The sequence below is a fragment of the Candidatus Symbiobacter mobilis CR genome (genome assembly GCF_000477435.1).
Taxonomy (GTDB): Bacteria; Pseudomonadota; Gammaproteobacteria; order Burkholderiales; family Burkholderiaceae_C; genus Rhodoferax; species Rhodoferax mobilis.
In genome coordinates this window covers 336,205-358,562 of record NC_022576.1, presented here as the reverse complement: position 1 = coordinate 358,562, position 22,358 = coordinate 336,205, and the positions used below count along the sequence as shown (strand labels likewise).

Below are 22,358 nucleotides of genomic sequence, written 5' to 3'. Positions count from 1 at the left end.
CAAATTCCTACAAGATGTCCCCTGCCCTCCCTTTTTCCTTACTCTCTGCCCTCGGATGACTGCCCCCAAAACCCAGCTCTCCCCCCCGCCCGCCATTGCTTTCGCCAGCCTCGGTTGCCCCAAGGCACTCCACGATTCCGAGGCTATCCTGACCCGGCTCACTGCCGAGGGGTACCGCACCTGCCAATCCTTCGGCGATGCCGATCTGGTCATCGTCAACACCTGCGGGTTCATCGATGACGCGGTGGAAGAAAGCCTCGACACCATCGCCCAAGCCCTTTCCGACAACGGCAAGGTGATCGTCACGGGGTGTTTGGGCGCAAAGGTCGGCACTTCCGGCAAGCGCTGGGTTCACGAACGCCATCCCAAGGTGCTCGCCGTCACTGGCCCCCAGCAGACACTGGCGGTGCTTGATGCCGTGCATGCGCACCTTCCCCTGCCCACGGCCACCGGCCCCGATGCCGAGTTGGCGATGCGCCCGGTAGGCATCAAACTCACCCCTAGGCACTATGCTTACATCAAGATCAGCGAAGGCTGTAATCATCACTGCACCTTCTGCATCATCCCCTCGATGCGTGGGCGCCTGGTCTCCCGCGCCATCGGCGACATCTTGCAAGAAGCCCGTGCGCTATTCGATTCCGGCGTGAAGGAGCTTCTGGTCGTGAGCCAGGACACTGGAGCGTATGGAGTGGATGTACGCCACCGCACAGGATTCTGGGAAGGCCGCCCCCTTCGCACGCAGTTGGTCGAACTGGTGCGTACGCTGGGAACGATGGCAGCGCCCTACGGGGCCTGGGTGCGCCTGCACTACGTCTACCCCTACCCCAGCGTGGACGCACTCCTGCCAGCAATGGTGGCAGGGCACATCCTGCCGTATCTGGACGTTCCCTTCCAACACAGCCACCCCGCCGTATTGCGCAGAATGCAGCGCCCTGCCAGCGGAGAAGCCATGCTCGAACGCATCGCGCAATGGCGCCGCGAATGCCCGCAACTCGCGTTGCGGAGCACGTTCATCGTCGGCTTTCCCGGTGAAACCGAAGAGGAATTCGAGGACTTGCTGTCCTTCCTGCGACAAGCCCGGATCGACCATGCAGGGAGCTTTGCCTACAGCGACGTACCCGGCGCAGCAGCCAATGCCTTGCCTGGAATGCTCCCCCCCTCAGTGCGGGAGGAACGCCGACTTCGCTTCATCCAGGTAGCGCAAACCATTGCGGAAGAACTGCGTGAACAGCGGATTGGTAGCATCATGCAAGTGCTGATCGACCGCTCGTGGTCGATGGGCAAAAAAGGCGCTCTAGGCAGGACCTATGCGGACTCCCCGGAGATCGACGGCATCGTCCGCCTGCTACCCCCTTCCAAAATCAGCACATCCTTGCATGCCGGGGAATTCGTCAAGGCACGCATCATCGACGTTCGGGATGGCGCGCTGATTGCGCAGCCCTGAGGAGAGGGTCGTTCATCCTAGAAAAAAACGGGAATCCATTGCCGAATGCGTGGTGATTCGGTGATGCCCGGACTTCTGGAGGAAGAGTACGGCTGACCATCCCCAGCACCTTCTGACCCTTGCCCCTCACCCATCAATGCCCGGCTGAAGCCACCGGCGCGGCAACCCGTGGGTACAGCAACAGGATGCTGCGCGTATTGGTCAGCACATCGCGGTCTTCGACGTACTGTGGCATGTATCCGCCTACTACGAAAGCTGCTGCCTGGTCAGCGTAATGCCGGTCTGACCAAACGCCGCTTTGCCCTACAGAAAGCAAATCGACGGCGCGTGTGCGCTCCCCAAAATCGACCACCCGTCGCGTCGAAGGGCCTATGCTGACTTTCCAGGGCGCGGGGCCGATGGGGGTCGCCATCTGGTTGGGGACTTCACGCCCGCCAGGCGCGGAAAAAGGGCCTACATTGAGCCAACGGCCCATCGGCACGATGTCTGCCAAGGGGTGCGCGAAGGTGATGGTGTGCGCCATGCCCCAACCCCAACCATTCGGGCTCTTGCCCAGCACTTTGCGCAAATGCGCAGAAGATGCGCGCCAGGCTTTGGCGATGATGTCTGCGCGGGTTTCGGTCTCCGGCGTGCGGTGGTCGTCCCACCACGGGGATTCCGCATCCTCAGCCAGTTTGGGTAGGGCGTGATCGAGTGCGCGGGTCTGCCGCAACAGGGCAAACATTTCCGGCCCCAATTCATCCGCCATCGCCGCTCGAACCAGCTCGAACGTGAATTGCGAGTACACCGTCGGCGGGATGTTGAGGGTGGAATAGTCCCCGTTCCACTGCGACAGGCTGTCCAGCACCGACCGTTCGAGGGGGTCTTGCACCACTTCGTACAACTCTTCCAGCAACGGGTGCAACACCCGCAAGGGGTAGACAGACTGGGTACCCATCTGCAACTCCTGGGTTTTGACGAGGTTCCACGCAAGGGACTCGTCGAGCAGCTTGTCGTCCAGCACCCTCGCTCGGTCTGGCGGGCTGTAGTACCCCGGTATCGGCACTCCACTGACCGATGTAGGCTGCTGGTTTGCCGAGAGGATGTAGCCACGCGGCGGGTTTTCTTCCTGCGGGTTGTCCTCGAATCGGTAGAACCCGAGCTTTTCCGCGCTGCCGTCCGTGCCGTCGAGCACGAAAGCAGGCTGTACCTCCAGGGGGCGAATCGGTAGCCGGGCAGCAGCCCACCAGCCGATATCGCCGTCGGCGTTGGCCCACAGGATGTGTACGCCCGGCGCATGGATCTTGCTGGCGGCAGCGCGGGCCTTGGCTAGGGTATCTGCGCGATTGAGCTCGTGGTAGGCATGGAGCAACTGGTTTTCCGCTTCCCAATACGTCCACCACATCGACAAGGCCGTGTTTTCCGGTGCTTGACCCGGCAAAGCACTGGTCACAAGCGGGCCATGGGGGGAGCGCTGCACATCCACCGTCACCGGATTGGCCCCTTTGACGACGATCACTTCTTCCCGCACCGGCATATCTACCCAGCCGTCACGGAACCATACCTGATCCGGGTTTTCAGGATGAATCGCTTCCCGGATCAAATCCATGTCGTCGTTCTGAAACATGGTCAGTGTCCAGGCAAAGTGGCTGTTGTGGCCGAGCAGCGCATGGGCCATCAGCGCATGAAAATGCCCATGCAGCTCGAAGCCAGGAGCGCTGAGGTGTGCCTCGTACCACTGCGATGGCAATGCGTACCCCATGTGCGGATCGCCAGCCAACAGCGGCGCCCCGCTTTCCGTGCGCTCCCCGGCAATCACCCAACCATTGCTCCCCTCGAACCAGCCCAACTTTTCCTGGGTCTCGCGGGCCATCCCGGCAAGCTGGCTCCACGCAGTCCAGCGGGCCGCGCTGGCATCCTCCGGCTCGGGCTTGCGCAATACGCCCATGGGGTTCCATTCCAGGTCGAAGACTTGCAGATACGCCGCGCCCAGGTTGTCCCGGATATACGTCAGGACGGGTGCAGTCTGGAACGACACAGCATGGGCAAAGGCCAGCGAGCCCCACACTGCCATGGTGTCGACCAGGGTGAATTCGCGCTTGGGGATACCGAGCCAGTCGAACTCCATCGGCGCAGGGTGCGAGCTTTGGAATTGATTGACGCCATCCAGATACGCCAGTTGGGCCAACACGGCAGGATGTTGCCTGTCCAAACCAGCAACGACCTGCTCGGCGTTCTCACGCAGCCCTAGCGTGCGATAGAGCCGATCCGTGCGTATCCACGTTGGCCCCAGAATTTCGGAAAGCTCCCCGCGCGCAAGGCGACGAGCCATTTCCATCTGGAACAGGCGATCTTGGGCATGGACATACCCGAGCGCACGGTAGAGATCGGCCTGGTTTTCTGCGTGGATATGAGGGATTCCTCGCTCGTCATAGCGAATCTCTACCGGTTTGAGCAGCCCGGGCAGCGTCTGGTGCCCCGCTCGTTGGGGCATCTTGCCACCCAGGTAGGCATAGACGGCAACCACCACGGCAACGATGGCAGAGACCAGCACAGCCAAGAAGACGTGCAGCAGCAACTTCATGGCAGCGACCTTGGGGGAAAAGCACCCAGCATGATCACACCGACGATAGCCCCCTACCGCATCGGGGAAAACAACCCAGCAGAAAGAAGCTGGATGGGCGCAGAAACACCAATACTCAGGCCAACGCTCAGGCGATCATCCAAGCCTGAGTTCGAAGGAATGCGGCCAAACCTAGGGCAAACAGACATGCCCAGCCAGAAAACAACCAGCGCCATGGCGCCCATCGAGGCACGAAACCGACCCCATGCACCAGCCCCGCGCACATGGCCCACAACAGCACCATGACATAACCATGATGCACAGGTTTGTCCGCCGGAGCGCCGGGCAGTGTGAAAAAGAAGGGGTAGGCACTACCGACCACCATGATGGTCAAGGCAATGCACAGGCTCAGTCCCCTCCACCCCGACTGCGCGGCAGACGACTGTGATTCCTTGGTCGCCGGAAGCACTTCGGGTGACAGCACCACAGTGGAATCACTCGATGTAATCACTCGATGACATCAATGGGAACCTGGATGCTCCAGTGCCGTAGCCTCCCGTGCGGCGCGATGTTCATCCCACATCGCCACGACGATGGCGAAGAGCACTGCGAAAGCGATCCCCAAAACCCAGGCGAAATACCACATGCTTGTTCTCCAACTCGCCGCGCAATCAGTACGCGGCATGATCGTTTTCACGGACGTAGGCCGCAGTCACCTTGCCACGCATCACCCTATATGCCCAGGATGTGTAGAAGATGATCAAGGGCATGAAGATGAGCGTAGCCCACAGCATGATGCACAAGGTGCGATGGCTGGACACACTGTCCCACACGGTCAAGCTCGCGGAAGGGACGGAGCTCGACGGCATGATGAACGGAAACATCGAAGCCCCCGCCGTGCCAATGATCCCCACCAAAGCCAGTGCCGATGACACAAAAGCCAACAAGGTTTTCCTTTGCGCCAGCAATACGAACGCACCGGCAGCTCCTGCAATGCCCAGCAGAGGGAGCAGCCACAGTGAAGGGCAGCTTCCATAGTTGGCCATCCATGCCCCTGCTTCCTGCACGACGGTCTTGGCCACCGGATTCGGCAAGGCACTAGGCTCAGCCCCACCGGTGATGCGATACCCATCGATCCCTTGCAGCCACAGCCCAGCCAAGACGAAAGAGACGATGGTCACGATTGCCGCAATACGCGCATAGCGGATCGTTCTTTCCTGGATGACACCTTCCGTTCGATGGGCGAGGTACGCCCCGCCGTGCAGGATGATCATCGCGCTGCTGACGACACCGGCAAGCAATGCAAAGGGGTTGAGCAACGCCCAGAACGAACCCGTGTAGATCGGCACGAGGTAGGAGTCGAAATAAAACGGTACCCCTTGCAGCAGATTGCCAAACGCCACCCCAAAAATGACGGGTGGAATGAATCCCCCAACAAACAAACCCCAATCCCACACGCTGCGCCAAGTGGGGTGCTCAATCTTGCTGCGGTAATCGAAACCTACCGGTCGGAAAAACAGCGCCCACAATACGATCAACATCGCCCAGTAGAAGCCACTAAACGCAGTGGCATACACCAAAGGCCACGCGGCAAAAATGGCCCCACCCCCGGTGATGAACCACACCTGGTTCCCATCCCAATGGGGGCCTACCGTGTTGATAACGACCCTGCGCTCAATGTCGTCTTTCCCAACGAAGGGAAGCAGAGCGCCAACGCCCATGTCGTGCCCATCCATCACGGCAAAGCCGACCAGCAAAACGCCGACGAGCAACCACCAAATGACCTTGAGAGTTTCGTAATCGAGCAACATGGTCATTCCTTTCAGTGGTGTGCGTGGGCAGTCTGGGGCGCTGCCTCTCCCTCATACCGGCCCGTAGCAAGGCTGGCCGGCCCGAGACGGGCAAACTTGACCATCAGGAACATCTCGACGACAAGCAGCACCGTATAGAACCCGATGAAACCTGCCAGGGAACCATACAGGCTTTCGACGCTGAGCGCGGAAACGGACAGGTGGGTGGGCAGGACTTGGAAGATCGTCCAAGGCTGGCGACCATATTCCGCGACGAACCACCCCAGCTCGCAAGCGATCCACGGCGCGGGCAACATCCATAACGCGGCGCGCAACAACCAGGGATGGTGCGCTACCCCGTTCTTCACCGCGCTGACAAAAGCCCAGCCAAAGAGGAACAGCATCGCAAAACCCAGCCCCACCATGAACCGGAACCCCCAGAACAACGGAGCCACCCGAGGCACCGTATCGTGTACGGCACGCTCAATCATGTCAGGGGTCGCCTGGGCTACGTCCTGGGTGTATTTCTTCAAGAGCAGCCCAAAACCGAGGTCCGCCTTGTGCTGCTCGAACACTTGCTTGGCCGCAGCATCTTTTTGATCCCGGCGCAGTGCTTCCAGGGCTGTCACCGCCTTGATTCCACTTCGTATCCGCTCGCGGTTGGTATTCTTGATGTCGTGAATACCGGGGATTTCCTTCGTCAGCGACCTTGTTCCGATGATTCCCATCACCCAGGGAATCTCCAGCTCCCAATCGTTCTTTTGCTCTTCCTCGTTGATGACGGCCAACAAGGTCAATCCAGCAGGGGCGGGTTTGGTTTCCCACATGGCTTCCATCGCTGCGAGCTTGGACTTCTGGGCCTCGACGACGGTATAGCCCGATTCGTCGCCCAGCACGATGACGCTCAAGACGGAGGCCAGACCAAAGGCCGCAGCCACGGCAAAGCTACGCCGCGCAAATTCCACATCTCTGCCACGCAGCAAATACCAGCTCGAAATCGAGAGCACGAACATCGCCCCCGTGGTGTAGCCCGCAGACACCGTATGCACAAACTTGGCTTGCGCATCGTGGTTGAAGACCACGTCCCAGAAACTGGTCATCTCCATCCGCATGGTCTCGAAACTGAACTCGGAGCCGACCGGGTTCTGCATCCACCCATTGGCTATCAGAATCCAGAGCGCGGAAAGATTCGTTCCCACTGCCATGAGGAACGTCACCAGCCAGTGCTGCGTTCGTGACAGGCGATCCCACCCGAAAAAGAACAGTCCGATCATCGTGGATTCGAGGAAAAAGGCCATCAATCCTTCGATAGCCAATGGTGCCCCGAAGATGTCCCCCACGTAGTGGGAGTAGTAGGCCCAGTTCGTGCCGAACTGGAATTCCAGCGTGATCCCCGTCGTTACCCCCAGGGCGAAATTGATCCCAAACAATTTGCCCCAAAACCGGGTCATATCCTTCCAGACGACCTTACCAGTGAGAAGGTAGACACTTTCCATGATGACCAGCATCCACACCATCCCTAAGGTTAGAGGGACGAAAAGGAAGTGGTACATCGCGGTTGCAGCAAACTGCAACCGGGACAAATCAACCAGGGTGGGATCGGCAGTCACGGGGAATCTCCTTGGGAGGGGGAGGAAAAAAGAATCGAGGTCACCCACTCAGGATCGACGGCAACCCGATGATCACGGACAAAAGCCCACCACAGGATGGTCAACACGACCAGCTTGAGGAGAACCGCCACAACGAGCTTCCTGAGTAGGGATCGATCGAGAGGAGCCATCGGGAACACTGTCTGACTGATTGACTGATCCAAAGGGAAAGTGCGCAAGGATCCGCAGAATGAAGCAAGACCCCAAAGAGGTGGCGTAACCAGGGATACGCGCTGTACGCCGAAGTACTGTTTTTGCCGAAGGAGAGTTACGCCGAATTGCGCCGAATTACGCCGAAGCAAAGTCGTCCCACGCCTGCAACGCTTCGGCCACGTACATCAGCCCAGGGCCGCCACCCATGTAGACGCACACAGCCAGCATTTCCTCGAATTCGGCCTTGGTGCAGCCCAGCTTTTGCAACGCCTTGACGTGAAACCCGATGCACCCCGAGCAACGCTGGCTGATTCCGATAGCCGTGGCGATAAGCTCCTTGTGCTTGGCACTGACGTTGCCTTCCGCCATCGCTGCCCGCGCCAACTGGCCAAAACCTTGCATGGCTTCGGTTTGCGACTTGCGAAAAGTGGCCAGATTGGTATTGATCTTTTGCGTCAATTCAGCATGCTCGAAAGTACTCACGTCTCTGTCCTCTATATCGAAATTTATCAATTTGCAGTGTAGCAAAGCCGATTTCAACAGTCCTTGGGGCCTTTCGTTTTGCGCTGCAAAGGTATTTCCCACGCGCTTGGGGTGCATCGCCACCTCTCCTAAGCCTACTGCTCACGCCTATTGCCCATGCCTGTTTCCGGCATCCGTTGTACGATCAATGGACGAGATACACCATGCCGAAAACACCGCCGTCCCACCGCAGTATTCGCATCTTGGTCGTTGACGACGAGCCGGATTTGCGCACGCTATATGAGCTAACCCTGCTGCGGGAGTTTTACCTCGTGGACACCGCAGAGTCGTTGCGCCAGGCACGCGAGCTGCTCGCTCTCCATAGCTATGACGCACTGATTACAGACATGCGTCTGCCCGATGGGTTGGGGATGGAGTTGATTACGCAGATCAAAGGGCAGCAACGCGCAGAACGCTGCATCGTCATCACGGCGTACGGTTCGACGGCCAACGCCATCGATGCCCTGAAAGCCGGGGCCTTCGACTACCTCACCAAGCCGGTGGACATCCAGCAATTCCGCAGCGTCGTCGCCTCAGCAGTGCGGCACGTGGCGGATTCCCAAGCATCGGCACGTCCCGCATCAGCGCTGCATCCGATTACCGAGAGCCTGCAATCGGAAGGGCAGCGTGTTCTGGCCAAGTTAACGGGGCGTTCCCAGTGCATCCAGGCATTGAAAGCACGCATCGTAAAAATTGCCACGAGCATGGCACCCGTGCTCATTACCGGGGAATCCGGCACCGGCAAGGAACTGGTCGCCTACGCCATTCATGCCAACAGCCACCGGGCTTCCGACGCATGGGTCGCCGTCAATTGCGCAGCCATCCCGGAAAACCTCTTGGAAGCCGAGTTCTTTGGCGCCCGCAAAGGCTCTTTCACCGGTGCCAATCAGGATCGCATCGGATTTTTTCAGGCTGCACAAGGGGGAACCCTGTTTCTCGATGAGATCGGGGATCTCCCCTTGCCGATGCAATCGAAGCTGCTACGTGCCATTCAGGAACGAAAAATCCGCCCCCTGGGCACCACGCAAGAAGAACCGGTGGACGTCCGCATCATCAGCGCGACGCACAAAAGCCTCTCTGCGGAAGTAGGTGCCGGTCGCTTTCGGCAGGATTTGTACTACCGCCTGAACGTCATCGACATCGTTACCACGCCGCTGCGCGACCGGCTCGAAGATTTGCCGGATCTGTGCGAAGCCCTGCTGGCCAAAATCGCCCGGGAATCCGGGCGCGCTGCGCCGCCCGTCGATGCAGCCTTTCTGACCGAACTGTCCCGCATGCCGTTGACCGGCAACGTCCGAGAGCTGGAAAACCTCTTGCACCGCGCCATGGCGCTGGGTGATGACAACCACCTCGAATTCGACGTGCCTGTTGCCACCGTGGTGGCTAACCCTCCTCCCGATTTGCATTCCCACTCCGCCCCCGAATTGCCTCCCGATGCCATCCGCTCTGGGGAGGTTCTCATCCCCAGCGATTTGCAGCAGTACCTTGATGACCAAGAGCGGGGAATCTTGCTGCGCACCCTGCAGGAAACCCGGTTCAACCGCACTGCCGCCGCTGCGCGTCTGGGCTTGAGCCTGCGCCAGATTCGATACCGGATGGGCCGCCTGTGCATCGACGTGCCGACTTCTGCCTCCGAATCGGGCGATGATGCCTCCTGACCTTCCTTGCGGCATCGATGCGGATGGATGGCACCAAGAGGCACAGCGGGTTCTTTCCCCCAACTTCGGTTTCCGTCCCGCCGGGGCAGTCATCGACCTGATCGTGGTACACGCCATCAGCCTGCCCCCTGGGCAATACGGTGGGCCGGAAATCGTCCAGTTGTTTTGCAATGACCTCGACACCACCGCGCACCCTAGCCTGGAAGAACTGCGGAATCTGCGGGTGTCCAGCCATTTCCTGATCCAAAGGAATGGCAAGCTCTGGCAGTTCGTGGGTTGTGCAGACCGCGCCTGGCACGCGGGAGCGTCGAGCTATCGCCAAAAATTCGATTGCAACAACGACAGCATTGGCATCGAACTGGAGGGCATAGTCGGGGACACGTTCGAAGACGCGCAATACGCAGCGCTCACCGAGCTTTGCACGCTGCTATGCAAGCGATACCCCACTATCGCGTACATCGCCGGCCACGAACACATCGCCCCCGGCCGCAAGCAAGACCCCGGGCCGGGTTTCGACTGGGAACGCCTGCGTACCTTGCTAGGCGCCGTCACGTTGCACTTTCCGCAGCCGCTTTGCTAACTCCGGCGGGGTACCCAACCGAAGCGACTCCCCCACGACTTGCACCCCCAACCTACACCCGGCGCGCCAGTTCCGCAGCTTTCCCGGTATAGGCAGCAGGGGTCAATTCCAGCAATCGCTGCTTTTCCTCCGCTGGCAAAGCCACCGTCGCCAAAAAGGCATGCAATGCCTCCCGCGTGATGCACTGGCCGCGAGTCAACTCTTTGAGCAGCTCGTACGACTGTGGCACCCCATACCGGCGCATCACCATCTGTATCGGCTCCGCCAACACTTCCCAGGCCACACCGAGATCCGCCGCAATCGCAGCGTGATGCACCTTGAGCTTGCCCAACCCTGCCAGCAACGACTGGTAGGCCAGCACGGCATGACCAACGGCAACCCCAGTATTTCGCAACACGGTGCTGTCCGTCAAATCTCGCTGCCAGCGGGAAATGGGCAAAGTTTGCGAAAGATGACGTAGCAAGGCGTTGGCGATACCCAGGTTCCCTTCGGCATTTTCAAAATCGATCGGGTTGACCTTGTGGGGCATGGTGCTCGAACCCACCTCCCCTGCACGCAATTGCTGCTTGAAATAGCCTAGAGAGATATACCCCCACACGTCCCGCGCCAAGTCGATCAGGATCGTATTGACCCGCGCAATGGCATCAAACAATTCCGCCATGTAGTCGTGGGGTTCGATCTGCGTGCTGTAGGGCTGGAAAGTCAAACCCAACCCCAAAGGCTCTGGGGTCTCGACGACCTTTTTCGCAAAGGCTTCCCAATCGAACCCCGGGCAGGCCAAGATGTGCGCGTTGTAATTTCCCACGGCGCCGTTCATTTTGCCCATCAACGTGACCTGGCCAACCTTGTCGCGTGCCTTTTCCAGCCGTACCACCACATTGGCGATTTCTTTGCCCAACGTCGTAGGGCTGGCAAGTTGACCATGCGTACGGCTGAGCATCGCCACGTCGGCATGTTCATGCGCCAGGGTACGCAAAGCCTCGACCACAGAATCCAGAAAAGGCAACACGACGCCATTGCGAATGCTTTGCAACTGCAAGGCGTGGCTGGTGTTATTGATGTCTTCGCTCGTGCAGGCAAAGTGGACGAATTCCTGCACGGCAAGCAACTCCGGCCTGGCTTCAAACCGGGATTTGAGCCAGTACTCGACCGCCTTGACGTCGTGGTTGGTGCGCTTTTCAATGTCCTTGATGGCCCGGGCATCCGCTTCCGAAAACTTTTTGACCAAGCCAAGCAGATACGTGCGTGCCCCTGGCGAAAGAGGGGGGAATTGCGGAAAACCGCAATCGCTCAGGGCAATGAACCAAGCAACCTCTACCTGCACTCGGCGGTGCATGTACCCCATTTCACTGGCAATGGGGCGCAACCTGGCGAGTTTGGGGGCATAGCGCCCGTCGAGCGGAGATAAGGCAGAAAGATGAGAAGTTGTCATGAAATTATTGTAGAACCCACACTTGGCGCAGCCATTTGGTCTGGAATCTGGTCTGAGCCGTCTCCCTAGAATGCTTGGCGCTTACTGTTCCGCCTGCCTGCATCTATCCAGAACCGGCCTTCAGGCCGGGGCATGGCTTACCGCCCTGAAGGGCGGGGTTTCCAACCGGTGTTCTTTTTTCGATGAAAGTTGTCGGCTCCACCTCCAACCCCTACGTCCGCAAGGTACGCATCGTGCTCGCAGAGAAAAAACTCGATTTCGATTGCGATTTCCTGGGCCAAGGCGCAAGGACCGACGCTCCACCGCCCTACCCCAGCTCCCTGGGCAGTCCCTTGGGCGAAGCCCCTTGCCTCGTCACAGAAGGGGGGGAATGCATTTTTGATTCCCGGGTGATCGTCGAGTACCTCGACACCCTCTCCCCCGTCGGCAAGCTGCTGCCCGCAGTGGGCCGGGAACGCGCAGCAGTCAAGACGTGGGAAGCCCTCGCCGATGGCATGCTTGAAGCAACAGCGCTGGCATGGCTGGAGAGCCACTGGGAAGGCCGCGACGCATCGCAATGTTGTCAGCGTTGGATCGACCACCAACTCGGCAACATCGAGCAAACCCTTGTATTCATGAGGAATAGCCTGGCGGAACATGCCTATTGCATGGGTGCGCACTTTTGCCTTGCGGACATTGCCGTCGGCGTAGCGCTCGACCATCTCGACTGTCGTTTTCCCCAACTGGGATGGCGTGACCGCCATTCCAATCTGGCTTCGCTGCACAACCGGCTATCCCAGCGCAGCAGCTTTATGGAAACGACCCCACCCTGACCTGCTACAGGCAAGTAGCGTGGTACCCCAAGGATGTACGCCAAACCGCCATGGTGTTGTGGTATCGCCTCGCGGTACCGTCATGTACTGTCTTCGTCGGTACGCCTAGCCGGGGCCATGTTGCGTACGTCCTACCCCAGATCGTTGCTGGGCGCATCACCACCAGGGACGCTCGACAGAGCCTTGTTTGACCAGCGCCAGTAGCCGCTCCAAGCTGCAATGCACCTTCACATCCCGGGGCGCAAGGCTGCTCACGATGCGGAACTCCGCCGCACTGGTTTCGCGGATGATGGGTTCCCCCACAGGTAGCCCCTGCCGATTGACCAATACGGCCACACGAGGCATGGTCGTATTGAGACCACGGCGAACGACGACGGCAATTTCCTGATTGACCAGCTTGACGAAGGTGCCAGGGGAATAAATACCGCACGCCTTGATGAGCGCAGCCCCGGCTTCGTCCATCTGCCGCTGTTCGTCGAAATAGCAGGACTGCATCGCCACCGCCGGCGCCCCTGGGGGACGCGCCGCCCTGGGGGACAGTTTGGCAGCCAGCATGTCCGCCCGCTGCAGCATCCGCGCAAGGCGCTCCCCCACTACACGCTTGGCCAGCGGCCCTGCCTGGGTGGATCGATGCTGCAAAACGGCGTCGATCCAGATCTTGTCGTCCACCCCCACGTCGTACAGCACATCGCGTGAATGATCCGGATGCTTCTGGATCACTCGCAACTGTTCCGGGCTGGGCGGCTCCATCTGCAACGCCATGCGGTCGTGCAGTTCTGTCATTCCCAGATTCATCGTCAGCGCTGCATTAAACAAAAGCTGCGATTCTTCCTCCCCCCATCGCAATACATCCTTGGAAGCCAGGGTGCAGACTGCTGCGACCAGCAAGGCATGTGTCGCGCTGTATCGCTGCAATTCCGTCGCAGCAAGGTGAATCAGCGCGAGCAGCGTGCCATCCGGGTTGCTGCGCAGGGGACGCACCAATGCTGCACTGAGTTTGTCCAGCCGCCCCAGAAAGCCGGGCGACCGCACATCGCGCAGCACGCTGTGCGCCAGTCCTTGGATATCGAACCAGTCCTGCTCCTCGTCCTGTTCTCGAACAGGAGACTGCTTTTCCAGCACCGGGGACAAGCCCGTACCGGCAATCTGCCCCAATTCCTTGTCTTCGCGAACCATGTCGTGGAGCTTGCCGACGTAAGCACGGTGGTGCTCTTCGGACTCCGTGATATCGATGCACAGCGACCCACGCCGTTTGCGCAGCAGATCCAAGTCCGAGCGGCGCGCAATGATGTAGCCCTTGGGGGCCAGCAATGCACCGTCCTTCGTCCGCAGCGAAAAAGGCAAAGGGTGGTTGAGACGGATCGTCTCGATATCGATGGGAATCAGGGTCATGCTCATGCTGATGTCGCCCCCTGGGTAAGCCCGCTACATTCGGACGGCAACATGGGAAGCATAAACGACCGGATTCGTACCGCCCACATGAATAACCATGCGTGAACTCCCCTTTTTCTGCCCATCCCCAGCCACCACTCCCGATTACCTGGACAAACTCTGCACACGGGATACCTTGCCCATCCGCTTACCACGGCTTGCGCGCCCACTGGTATTCACCAACGGCGTTTTCGACATCCTGCACCGGGGGCATGTGCAATATCTTGCCCAGGCCCACTCGCTAGGGCAAAGTCTGCTCGTGGCCCTCAACACGGATGCATCCGTCCGTCGTCTGGGCAAGGGCGCAGACCGCCCACTGCACGCGGAACGCGACCGTGCCGAGGTGATTGCAGCACTAGCCAGCACCGATCTGGTGACGTGGTTCGACGAAGACACCCCGCTGGCCCTGTTGGAACTGGTTCGACCGGAAATCTACGTCAAGGGGGGAGACTACGATGTCGAAACCCTTCCGGAAACCCCACTGGTACGCAGTTGGGGTGGGACGGCACTGACCGTCCCCTTCGTCACCGGCTATTCGACGACCACCCTGGTGCAACGCATCCGTGCTGCCACGCAGGGATAGCACAGTCGGCAGCACAGCCCTTTAATGTGAAAGTCGCGAAGCGGCTTCTCGACGCTCCCCTCGCCCAGCGGGAGAGGGGCGGGGGGTGAGGGACACTGCCATGACTTTCATGATCCAGGAAGTCTTCACAAAGTCATGGCAGTTAGACGAACCGCGCCAGCACCATGCGCATCTTTTTCATCGCAGCGACTTCGATCTGCCGGATACGCTCTGCACTGACCCCGTAGATACGAGCCAACTCGTGCAGGGTCATTCCCCCGGCACCGGAGTCGTCGCATTGGAGCCAACGCTCTTCGACGATGTGGCGGCTACGGGGATCCAGGGTATCGAGCGCCATGCGCAGCCCACCCCCGGCAAGAGCATCGCGCTGGCGTGCTTCGAGGATGGCCGTCGGCTCCTGCTGCGGATCGTGCAGATAGGCGATAGGCCCGGACAGCTCGTCCCCATCGGTGGTGGGCGTGCTTTCCAGCACGACATCGCTGGCGGACATGCGCGCTTCCATCTCGATGACATCTTCCCGCTTTACCTGCAATTCCGATGCCATGGCATCGATTTGCCGCTCGTCGAGAGCGTCCCGAAACTCCCCGCCATCCTGCATCTCCTGCCCCTTGAGGCGTTGCTTGAGCGAGCGCAGATTGAAGAACAGCTTGCGTTGTGCTTTCGTCGTCGCCACGCGCACCATACGCCAGTTGCGCAGAACGTAGTCATGAATTTCGGCCTTGATCCAATGCAAGGCGTAGCTGACGAGACGCACCCCCTGTGCAGGGTCGAAGCGCTTGACTGCCTTCATCAGCCCGACATTGCCTTCCTGGATCAAGTCGGCATGGGGTAGCCCATACCCCAGGTACTGGCGCGCCACAGACACCACGAGCCGCAAGTGCGAAAGCACGAGCTTCCCCGCAGCTTCGAGATCGTTATGTTCCCGGAACCGCCGTGCCAGGCTTTGCTCTTCTTCCAGACTCAACATCGGAATGCGGTGAACCGCTGCAATATACGCATCCAGATTGCCGAGCGCAGGGACGACAAACCACGGATTTTTCAGCGCAATGGCAGTGTTAGACATGGTTAGGCAATCAGACATGGCAATACCTCCAAGTACTCCCCATAACAACTCCGTCGATATTAGCACTCTGTCGAGTAGAGTGCTAATAATGCGCCCGCATCGAACAAACGACAAGAGGCACAGATCACGCAGCAGTTATTCAGAAAGAAACCGGCCCAGACGCTCGATGTCTTGGTGCTCTTGCAACGTCGCATCGCTAGGTACGCAACTGTTCCGATCAGCCAGACTTTGGAGGGCTTCCACCGCTTTCCAGAGCATCGCAATCTGGTGCTCATGTCCACAGGCGTTGTCGATGAGCCCCTGCATGGCGCGTGCCCAGGGATCGTCACCCTTGGTCACCCCGTAGGCGGAAAAGCCCATCTTGGCCGCTGCTTCCTCCCGTCGCGCGTCCTGCTCTGCCAAGATGATCCGCGCAGGGTTGCCCACCGCAGTGGCCCCGGCTGGAACCGGCTTCGTCACCACGGCGTTGGAACCGATCTTGGCGCCGTCCCCGACCGCAAACCCCCCAAGGACCTGCGCACCCGCTCCGACGATGACGCCCCGCCCCAAGGTAGGGTGCCGTTTCGTACCCTTGTAGAGCGAGGTACCGCCCAGCGTTACCCCCTGGTAGATCGTGCAGTCGTCGCCGATCACCGCAGTTTCCCCAACGACCACCCCCATCGCATGGTCGAAGAACACACGATTCCCGACGGTCGCCCCAGGATGGATTTCGATCCCGGTCAAAAACCGCGTGCAGTGCGAGATGAACCGCCCCAGCCAGCACAACCCGCGTACCCAGCATGCATGGGCCAGCCGATGCAAAACGACGGCATGCAGTCCGGGATAGCACGTCAGCACCTCCCACGCGCTACGCGCAGCGGGGTCCCGCTCCAGAATGCAGCGAACGTCCGCGCGGATTTGTGAGAACCAAGTCATGCCTTCCCATCCTTCCCGGATACGAGGGCTTGCCTCGCCCTGCCTGTACGCTCCCACGCAGAGGTGCCAGGGCCGGGGCTTGCACCGATTGGGCTACCAGGGCGCATCCCGCACGGCAGGCGGAGTGTCGATGCCAGGCTGCGGCACCCCATGCTCCACAGCCGGTGCCGCAGACGATGGTTGTGCCGAGGAGGATTCGGCAGGCAAGGTTTCCGCAGTGGTGGTTTCCGTAGCCAAGGGAGCCGTGGGTACGGATGCTGGCAGCAAGGGTGCGAGGGAGGATGCTTCCATGGATGGTCGTGGTTCCCCAGACGCTACAGGCTGTTTGCCCACAGCGCTGTACGAGCGCAGCACGGCCACCATTTGCGCATAAATGCGCGGGCTGGCCGCGACACACTCCCGTTGTTCGAGGAATGCCGCATCTCCGGAAAAATTCCCCACCAAACCACCGGCTTCCTGCACCAACAGCGAACCAGCGGCAACATCCCAGGATTGCAGCCCTTTCTCGAAAAATCCGTCGGTGTACCCGGCAGCGACATACGCCAGATCCAGCGCCGCAGAACCCAGCCTGCGCATCCCGGAGGAACGCACGATCATGTCGCCCATCATCCGCAAGTACGTGGGCACGTCGTCGCCGGGCCGAAATGGGAACCCTGTGGACAACAGGCACGTTTTGAGGTGCGTGCGCTTCGATACCCGCAAGCGCTGCTGGTTTTTGAAAGCGCCCCGACCCCTTGCCGCGATGAAAAGGTCGTTGCGCGTGGGGTCGTAAATCACCCCCAGTTCCACGCGCTGCCGCACGAGCAATGCGATGCTCACGCAGTAGACAGGCAGGCCATGGAGGAAATTCATCGTGCCATCGAGCGGGTCGATGATCCAGACGGAGGTCGCATCAGGGTTGCCGCGCTCACGCCCTGACTCTTCCGCCCAGATGCCGTGCGCGGGGTAGGCATCGAGCAAGATGTCGATGATCAATTGCTCCGCAGCCTGATCGACTTCGGTGACGAAATCGTTGCCCTGCTTTTGCGAGACCCGGATGGACTCGACATTGGGCGCTGCACGGTGGATGGTGTCCCCCGCAGCACGGGCTGCCTTGATGGCAACGCTGGCCATGGGATGCAAAGTCGAGGTAGCCATGTTCGGTGAATGGAGAGGGCGCAGCGCCCGGGTACAGTGCCCCACGGCGCATCGCAGCAGGGCATGATGCCCACCGGATTCCTCTGGGAACCTGCGGCACACCGGGGCCGTCCGCGCAAAGGGGCGGATTCTATCGACCGACCATGCATACCCGATTCATCCTCATCGAACCCAGCCATGCGGGGAATGTCGGCGCCTGCGCCCGGGCCATCCGAACCATGGGCTTCGATGACTTGGTGCTCGTTCGTCCCCGATGGCCCGACGTATTGCGTCGCGCCGAGGCTATCGAACGAGCCGGCGCGGCCTGGGCCGTACTGGAATCGGCGCGGATCGTCGATCGGCTTGACGATGCCCTGGACGGTATCGACCACCTTTGCGCCACTGCAATGACCCCGCGCGATTTCGGCCCGCACACGCTGACCCCGAGAGCGCATTTCGAGGAACTATTGCGTGGGTGCATGATGGATGCCCCCCCCCGAACAGCCCCCCCGGCAAAAATCGCCCTGCTATTCGGCCCGGAACGATTTGGCATGCGCAACGAGGATGTATACCGCTGCCACGCCTGCTTGCAAATTCCCAGCGACCCGGATTGCGCTTCGCTCAACCTGGGCGCTGCGGTACAGGTCATCGCTTACGAATGGCGGATGGCGCTGGGTGCCTTTCCGATCACCACCGCCCTCCCCCCGGCCCAGATGGCCGACGCCGCGCAAGTCGAAGCAATGCTGGGGCATTGGTTGCAAGCGTTGTGCGCAGTGGGCTTTTTCGACCCCCGCGCGCCCAAAAAATTGCTGCACCGACTACGCCGCCTGATGTTGCGCGCACGGCCTACCCAAGAGGAAATCCACATCCTGCGCGGCATCGCCCGATCCATCCTGCGCAACACACACGATACCTAACGATACCTAACGCCGTCTGCGACTCACGCAAAATGATCGTACGAATCATGGTGATGCAGGACGGCCCTTCCGTCGCTATCGACCCACCGCACTCCCGGTTCCGCTTCGATCCGCCCAATCGGGAAGACCGGGGTTTGTGCCACTGCAGCCGCTTGCGTCACCGATGCCGCACACGCTGGTGGAGCGGTGAATAGCAGCTCGTAATCGTCCCCACCGCTGAGCGCCCATTCGCGCCACTGCAATAGGGGCTGTACCCATTCCGGGAATACCGTGCGAATGCCTACCCGCGCAGCAACGGCATCGACATCGATCACCGCCCCGACCCCGATGCCGCCAGGATGTGGCCCAGATCGCCGACCAATCCGTCGCTCAGATCGATGGCCGCAGTCGCAACGCCACGCAATGCCACGCCCAAGGCCACGCGGGGGTGGCATTTCCAGCCGATCCCGCGCCCAGCGCAACACCTGCGCAGGCAGTTCCCGCTTGCCTTGCAAGGCTTCGAGCGCCAATCGGGCATCGCCCAGGGTTCCGCTGACGTACACCGTATCCCCGGCCCGTGCGCCACTGCGCAGCAACGCTTGGGAACAGCCCTCCGCCAGCGGGATGTCCCCGAAGACGGTGACGCAAAGGTTCAAGGGACCCTTGGTCGTATCGCCGCCGATCCAATCGCAATCGGTCGCATCCGCCAATGCCGCGATCCCGTCAGCCAGGGGGGCCAGCCAGGCTTCCCGCGCTTCAGGCAGGGCAATCGCCAACGTAAACGCCAAGGGCTGCGCACCACACGCGGCCAAGTCGCTGAGGTTCACGGCCAAGGCTTTGTGCCCCAGCCGAAAAGGGTCCACATCGTCAAAAAAATGTCGGCCTGCGACAAGCATGTCGCTCGATACAGCCAGCTCATACCCTGCGCGTGGACGCAACAAGGCGCAGTCGTCCCCACCCCCCAGCGCAGCACGACGCACGGGACGGCGGAAATACCGCTCGATCAATCCGAATTCACCCAGTGCCGGGCAGCGGGTCACGCCTTTCACGCCCGTGCGGTGAGCGAGGTATCCACTTCCCTACGCTCTGCGGCAAGGAATGCGGGGGTTTGCATCTCCCACAGACGCGAGATCGTGCGCTGGAACTCCACCATATCGATGCCCTCGGCACACAGCTCCTCAATCGGTACAGCGCTCGACAAAATCAGCTTGACCCGGCGGTCGTACAGCACATCGACCAGCCACAGCAGGCGCCGCGCTTGCGAGGACATCGGCTTCGTCAACCGGGGAACGTCGCTGAGCAGCACGGTGTGAAAGCGCGAGGCCAGTTCGAGGTAGTCGATCTGTGACCGCGCGCCCCCACACAAGGTGGCGAAATCGAACCAGACCACCCCACCCGCCCTCCGCAAGGCACGGACTTTTCTGGATTCGATATGGAGCACGGGGTCTTCGTCCTGCACCTCGGCAAGCAACGCAAAGGTGTGCTCCATCGCCCGCGCCGTCTCGGGCCCCAGCGGGGTCAGGAACGTGCGCACTCCGGCAAATGCCCGTGCCCGGTAATCAATGCCAGCGTCCACATCCAGCACCGTCATGCGTTCCTTGAGCATGGCAATCGCTGGCAACAACCGCTCGCGATTCAGCCCGTTGGGGTACAGCGCATCGGGGTGGTAGTTGGACGTCGCAACAACCCCGACTCCCTGCGCAAAGAGCGCTTGTAGCAAGCGATAGAGCACCATCGCATCGGTGATGTCCGAGATGTGAAACTCGTCAAAGCAGATCAACCGGTACCGCGATGCCACATGCTTGGCCAACACGGCCAGCGGGTTGGCGTACCCTTTGAGCGCAAAAAGCTCGCGGTGTACCTCGCGCATGAATTCGTGGAAATGCAAGCGGGTTTTGCGCCGCACTGGTACGGCACAGTAAAAGCAATCCATCAGAAAGCTCTTGCCCCGCCCTACACCGCCGTGCAAATACACCCCATGGGGAACGGCAGGGCGGTGGATCCACTTGCGTAGCACGTTGGAACGCTTATGCAGGTACACCGCCCATTCCTGCGCGCAGTGGTCTAGCACTTGCACCGCGCGCAACTGCGCGGCGTCGGGGGCATAGCCCTTTTTGTGCAACTCGGCTTCGTAGACCCGATGCACGCTCCCTGGCATTCCCATACCGTGCCGCTACACCATGCTGGGCCAGACCGGCACGCGCTCGGGATCAGGAATTCAGCGAACGCTGATCCACAGCCAGTGCAGCTTCCTTGACGGCCTCGCTCAACGAAGGATGCGCATGGCAGATGCGGGCAATGTCCTCGCTGCTGGCGTGAAACTCCATCGCCATCACGCATTCGGCCACCAGCTCGCTGGCCATCGGCCCGATCAGGTGGACGCCCAACACCTCGTCGCTATCCGCGTCGGCAAGTACCTTGACGAAGCCCGTCGTATCCCCGAGTGCCCGGGCGCGCCCGTTGGCAAGGAACGGGAAAGCGCCACTGCGGTACTGCACCCCATCGGATTGCAATTGCTGCTCGGTACGGCCTACCCAGGCGATTTCCGGGCTGGTATAGATGACCCACGGAATCGTGTCGAAACGCACATGGCCGTGCTGCCCTGCAATCCGCTCCGCCACAGCAACGGCCTCTTCCTCCGCCTTGTGCGCCAGCATCGGGCCACGCACCACGTCGCCGATGGCCCACACCTTTGGCAGATTGGTACGGCATTCCTCATCGACGACGACGGCACCGCGCCCATCGACTTCCAAACCGACGGTATCGGCACCCAGCGAAGCCGTATGCGGAACGCGCCCCACCGAGACGATGAGTTTGTCGAACTCGACCGACTGCTCGACCCCCTGCGCATCGGCATACACCACGCGCACGCCTTCGCCCTCTCGCTCCACACTGCGAACGGTGACGCCCAGCTCGATACGCAACCCTTGGCGCTGGAACGCTTTGCGGGCTTCTGCGGCAATCTGGGCATCCGCAGCAGCCAGGAACGTCGGCAGCCCTTCGAGCAGCACGACTTCCGCCCCCAGCCTGCGCCACACCGATCCCAGCTCCAACCCGATGACCCCGGCGCCGATCACCCCCAGCCTGCGTGGAACGCTGCGCAACGCCAGCGCCCCCGTATTCGAGAGCACCGCCGTTTCGTCGAACGGCGCCCCGGAAAGCTCCCTAGGGTGCGAACCCGTCGCAACGATGACATGCTCCCCAACGATGTCGTGGCCGACCTCCTTCCCCAAGGGATCGACATGCACTAGGTATCCCTGTTCGGTGCTGCCTGCAAACGACCCACGCCCATGGAAGAACCGCACCTTGTTTTTCTTGAAGAGGTACAGGATGCCGTCGTTGTTCTGGCGAACGACCTTGTCCTTGCGGGCAATCATGGCCGCGACGTCGATCGACACCCCCGTGGCGGTGATGCCATGCTCCCGAAAATGGTGCAGCGCATGTTCGTAGTGCTCGCTGGACTGGAGCAAGGCCTTGGACGGTATGCACCCCACGTTCGTGCAGGTACCTCCAGGCGCCGGGCTACCGGCTGCATGGGTACCTTCGTCGATGCAGGCCACCGACTTGCCCAATTGCGCTGCGCGAATGGCAGCCACGTAACCACCTGGGCCTGCACCGATCACGATCACGTCAAAACACTGGTTCATGCTGATTGCTCGAAGGACTAGAAAAAACCCAATTACCCCGGTTCCCGGGTGGCGAATACACCCACCAACATGTGGCTGCACAAGGCGATGCTTGGTAGCGATGGGAAATGCTTGCTGCCCTGTCC

Annotated in this window: 20 protein-coding genes and 1 pseudogene; 6 read left to right on the top strand and 15 right to left on the bottom strand. The window is 60.5% G+C overall.

Annotated elements, in window-relative coordinates; all coding sequences use genetic code 11:
* The first annotated feature begins 55 nt into the window (after positions 1 to 55).
* Positions 56 to 1,444, top strand: coding sequence for a 30S ribosomal protein S12 methylthiotransferase RimO (gene rimO / locus CENROD_RS01370; protein ID WP_022771267.1), 1,389 nt, complete (start codon positions 56 to 58; stop codon positions 1,442 to 1,444).
* A gap of 133 nt (positions 1,445 to 1,577) precedes the next feature.
* Here the strand turns inward: rimO and CENROD_RS01365 are convergent, their stop codons facing one another.
* The 7 genes from CENROD_RS01365 to CENROD_RS01340 form a co-directional block, all read right to left on the bottom strand.
* Positions 1,578 to 4,007 carry a penicillin acylase family protein gene (locus tag CENROD_RS01365; RefSeq protein ID WP_022771266.1) on the bottom strand — a complete coding sequence of 810 codons (2,430 nt, stop codon included), beginning with the start codon at positions 4,005 to 4,007 and terminating at the stop codon, positions 1,578 to 1,580.
* Between the two features lie 127 nt (positions 4,008 to 4,134).
* Positions 4,135 to 4,497, bottom strand: a complete 363-nt coding sequence (locus CENROD_RS01360) for a cyd operon YbgE family protein (RefSeq protein ID WP_238551802.1) — start codon at positions 4,495 to 4,497, stop codon at positions 4,135 to 4,137.
* A gap of 9 nt (positions 4,498 to 4,506) precedes the next feature.
* Positions 4,507 to 4,632, bottom strand: a complete 126-nt coding sequence (gene cydX, locus CENROD_RS12925; protein ID WP_041193174.1) for a cytochrome bd-I oxidase subunit CydX — start codon at positions 4,630 to 4,632, stop codon at positions 4,507 to 4,509.
* Positions 4,633 to 4,657: 25 nt separating this feature from the next.
* Positions 4,658 to 5,794 (bottom strand): cytochrome d ubiquinol oxidase subunit II, encoded by a 1,137-nt coding sequence (cydB, locus tag CENROD_RS01350; protein WP_187292345.1) that lies wholly within the window; start codon positions 5,792 to 5,794, stop codon positions 4,658 to 4,660.
* A gap of 14 nt (positions 5,795 to 5,808) precedes the next feature.
* Positions 5,809 to 7,386 (bottom strand): cytochrome ubiquinol oxidase subunit I, encoded by a 1,578-nt coding sequence (locus tag CENROD_RS01345; protein ID WP_022771263.1) that lies wholly within the window; start codon positions 7,384 to 7,386, stop codon positions 5,809 to 5,811.
* Positions 7,383 to 7,556, bottom strand: a complete 174-nt coding sequence (cydP, locus tag CENROD_RS14525) for a cytochrome oxidase putative small subunit CydP (protein WP_022771262.1) — start codon at positions 7,554 to 7,556, stop codon at positions 7,383 to 7,385. Before cydP ends, CENROD_RS01345 begins: the two co-directional genes overlap by 4 nt.
* A 157-nt stretch (positions 7,557 to 7,713) precedes the next feature.
* Positions 7,714 to 8,061, bottom strand: coding sequence for a carboxymuconolactone decarboxylase family protein (locus CENROD_RS01340; protein WP_041193764.1), 348 nt, complete (start codon positions 8,059 to 8,061; stop codon positions 7,714 to 7,716).
* A 203-nt stretch (positions 8,062 to 8,264) separates the two neighbouring features.
* On the opposite strand from CENROD_RS01340, the gene CENROD_RS01335 reads away from it, so the two are divergent.
* Together CENROD_RS01335 and ampD are read left to right on the top strand one after the other, a co-directional pair.
* Positions 8,265 to 9,758: a sigma-54-dependent transcriptional regulator gene (locus tag CENROD_RS01335; RefSeq protein WP_022771260.1), complete on the top strand. Its 1,494-nt coding sequence runs from the start codon at positions 8,265 to 8,267 to the stop codon at positions 9,756 to 9,758.
* On the top strand, positions 9,745 to 10,338 hold the full coding sequence (gene ampD / locus CENROD_RS01330) for a 1,6-anhydro-N-acetylmuramyl-L-alanine amidase AmpD (protein WP_022771259.1): 594 nt from the start codon (positions 9,745 to 9,747) through the stop codon (positions 10,336 to 10,338). The genes CENROD_RS01335 and ampD overlap by 14 nt, the downstream gene beginning before the upstream one ends.
* 52 nt (positions 10,339 to 10,390) lie before the next feature.
* Here ampD and purB read toward each other — a convergent pair whose 3' ends face one another.
* Entirely contained in the window at positions 10,391 to 11,770 is a 1,380-nt protein-coding gene (purB, locus tag CENROD_RS01325; protein ID WP_022771258.1) for an adenylosuccinate lyase, read from the bottom strand.
* A 182-nt stretch (positions 11,771 to 11,952) separates the two neighbouring features.
* Between purB and CENROD_RS01320 the strand changes: the two genes are divergently transcribed.
* Complete coding sequence (locus CENROD_RS01320) at positions 11,953 to 12,582, top strand: glutathione S-transferase family protein (RefSeq protein WP_022771257.1); 630 nt, start codon at positions 11,953 to 11,955, stop codon at positions 12,580 to 12,582.
* Between the two features lie 156 nt (positions 12,583 to 12,738).
* Here CENROD_RS01320 and CENROD_RS01315 read toward each other — a convergent pair whose 3' ends face one another.
* Positions 12,739 to 13,980 (bottom strand): HD-GYP domain-containing protein, encoded by a 1,242-nt coding sequence (locus tag CENROD_RS01315; protein WP_022771256.1) that lies wholly within the window; start codon positions 13,978 to 13,980, stop codon positions 12,739 to 12,741.
* A gap of 91 nt (positions 13,981 to 14,071) precedes the next feature.
* Here CENROD_RS01315 and rfaE2 point away from each other — a divergent pair, with 91 nt between their 5' ends.
* Complete coding sequence (gene rfaE2 / locus CENROD_RS01310; RefSeq protein WP_022771255.1) at positions 14,072 to 14,596, top strand: D-glycero-beta-D-manno-heptose 1-phosphate adenylyltransferase; 525 nt, start codon at positions 14,072 to 14,074, stop codon at positions 14,594 to 14,596.
* A gap of 142 nt (positions 14,597 to 14,738) precedes the next feature.
* Here the strand turns inward: rfaE2 and rpoH are convergent, their stop codons facing one another.
* The 3 genes from rpoH to CENROD_RS01295 form a co-directional block, all read right to left on the bottom strand.
* Complete coding sequence (gene rpoH, locus CENROD_RS01305) at positions 14,739 to 15,659, bottom strand: RNA polymerase sigma factor RpoH (RefSeq protein ID WP_238551801.1); 921 nt, start codon at positions 15,657 to 15,659, stop codon at positions 14,739 to 14,741.
* 135 nt (positions 15,660 to 15,794) lie between these two features.
* On the bottom strand, positions 15,795 to 16,574 hold the full coding sequence (gene cysE, locus CENROD_RS01300; protein ID WP_022771253.1) for a serine O-acetyltransferase: 780 nt from the start codon (positions 16,572 to 16,574) through the stop codon (positions 15,795 to 15,797).
* Between the two features lie 93 nt (positions 16,575 to 16,667).
* Entirely contained in the window at positions 16,668 to 17,711 is a 1,044-nt protein-coding gene (locus CENROD_RS01295; protein ID WP_081699780.1) for an inositol monophosphatase family protein, read from the bottom strand.
* Between the two features lie 143 nt (positions 17,712 to 17,854).
* Here CENROD_RS01295 and CENROD_RS01290 point away from each other — a divergent pair, with 143 nt between their 5' ends.
* Positions 17,855 to 18,607, top strand: coding sequence for an RNA methyltransferase (locus tag CENROD_RS01290; protein ID WP_022771251.1), 753 nt, complete (start codon positions 17,855 to 17,857; stop codon positions 18,605 to 18,607).
* 23 nt (positions 18,608 to 18,630) lie between these two features.
* Here CENROD_RS01290 and thiL read toward each other — a convergent pair.
* The 3 genes and pseudogenes from thiL to lpdA all read right to left on the bottom strand — a co-directional run bounded on the left by thiL (position 18,631) and on the right by lpdA (position 22,233).
* Positions 18,631 to 19,608: pseudogene (thiL, locus tag CENROD_RS01285) on the bottom strand (thiamine-phosphate kinase).
* 23 nt (positions 19,609 to 19,631) lie between these two features.
* Positions 19,632 to 20,744 (bottom strand): cell division protein ZapE, encoded by a 1,113-nt coding sequence (gene zapE / locus CENROD_RS01280; protein ID WP_041193757.1) that lies wholly within the window; start codon positions 20,742 to 20,744, stop codon positions 19,632 to 19,634.
* Positions 20,745 to 20,796: 52 nt separating this feature from the next.
* Entirely contained in the window at positions 20,797 to 22,233 is a 1,437-nt protein-coding gene (gene lpdA / locus CENROD_RS01275) for a dihydrolipoyl dehydrogenase (protein WP_022771248.1), read from the bottom strand.
* Between the last annotated feature and the right edge of the window lie 125 nt (positions 22,234 to 22,358).

Excerpts from the sequence above, each read along its gene's own strand:
- CENROD_RS01335 (WP_022771260.1), top strand. The coding sequence starts at position 8,265 with ATGCCGAAAACACCGCCGTCCCACCGCAGTATTCGCATCTTGGTCGTT.
- CENROD_RS01365 (WP_022771266.1), bottom strand. The coding sequence starts at position 4,007 with ATGAAGTTGCTGCTGCACGTCTTCTTGGCTGTGCTGGTCTCTGCCATC.
- rpoH (WP_238551801.1), bottom strand. The coding sequence starts at position 15,659 with ATGTCTAACACTGCCATTGCGCTGAAAAATCCGTGGTTTGTCGTCCCT.
- cydP (WP_022771262.1), bottom strand. The coding sequence starts at position 7,556 with ATGGCTCCTCTCGATCGATCCCTACTCAGGAAGCTCGTTGTGGCGGTT.
- rimO (WP_022771267.1), top strand. The coding sequence starts at position 56 with ATGACTGCCCCCAAAACCCAGCTCTCCCCCCCGCCCGCCATTGCTTTC.
- zapE (WP_041193757.1), bottom strand. The coding sequence starts at position 20,744 with ATGCCAGGGAGCGTGCATCGGGTCTACGAAGCCGAGTTGCACAAAAAG.
- cysE (WP_022771253.1), bottom strand. The coding sequence starts at position 16,574 with ATGACTTGGTTCTCACAAATCCGCGCGGACGTTCGCTGCATTCTGGAG.
- purB (WP_022771258.1), bottom strand. The coding sequence starts at position 11,770 with ATGACAACTTCTCATCTTTCTGCCTTATCTCCGCTCGACGGGCGCTAT.
- CENROD_RS01315 (WP_022771256.1), bottom strand. The coding sequence starts at position 13,980 with ATGAGCATGACCCTGATTCCCATCGATATCGAGACGATCCGTCTCAAC.
- lpdA (WP_022771248.1), bottom strand. The coding sequence starts at position 22,233 with ATGAACCAGTGTTTTGACGTGATCGTGATCGGTGCAGGCCCAGGTGGT.
- CENROD_RS01290 (WP_022771251.1), top strand. The coding sequence starts at position 17,855 with ATGCATACCCGATTCATCCTCATCGAACCCAGCCATGCGGGGAATGTC.
- cydX (WP_041193174.1), bottom strand. The coding sequence starts at position 4,632 with ATGTGGTATTTCGCCTGGGTTTTGGGGATCGCTTTCGCAGTGCTCTTC.
- ampD (WP_022771259.1), top strand. The coding sequence starts at position 9,745 with ATGATGCCTCCTGACCTTCCTTGCGGCATCGATGCGGATGGATGGCAC.
- CENROD_RS01320 (WP_022771257.1), top strand. The coding sequence starts at position 11,953 with ATGAAAGTTGTCGGCTCCACCTCCAACCCCTACGTCCGCAAGGTACGC.
- CENROD_RS01295 (WP_081699780.1), bottom strand. The coding sequence starts at position 17,711 with ATGGCTACCTCGACTTTGCATCCCATGGCCAGCGTTGCCATCAAGGCA.
- rfaE2 (WP_022771255.1), top strand. The coding sequence starts at position 14,072 with ATGCGTGAACTCCCCTTTTTCTGCCCATCCCCAGCCACCACTCCCGAT.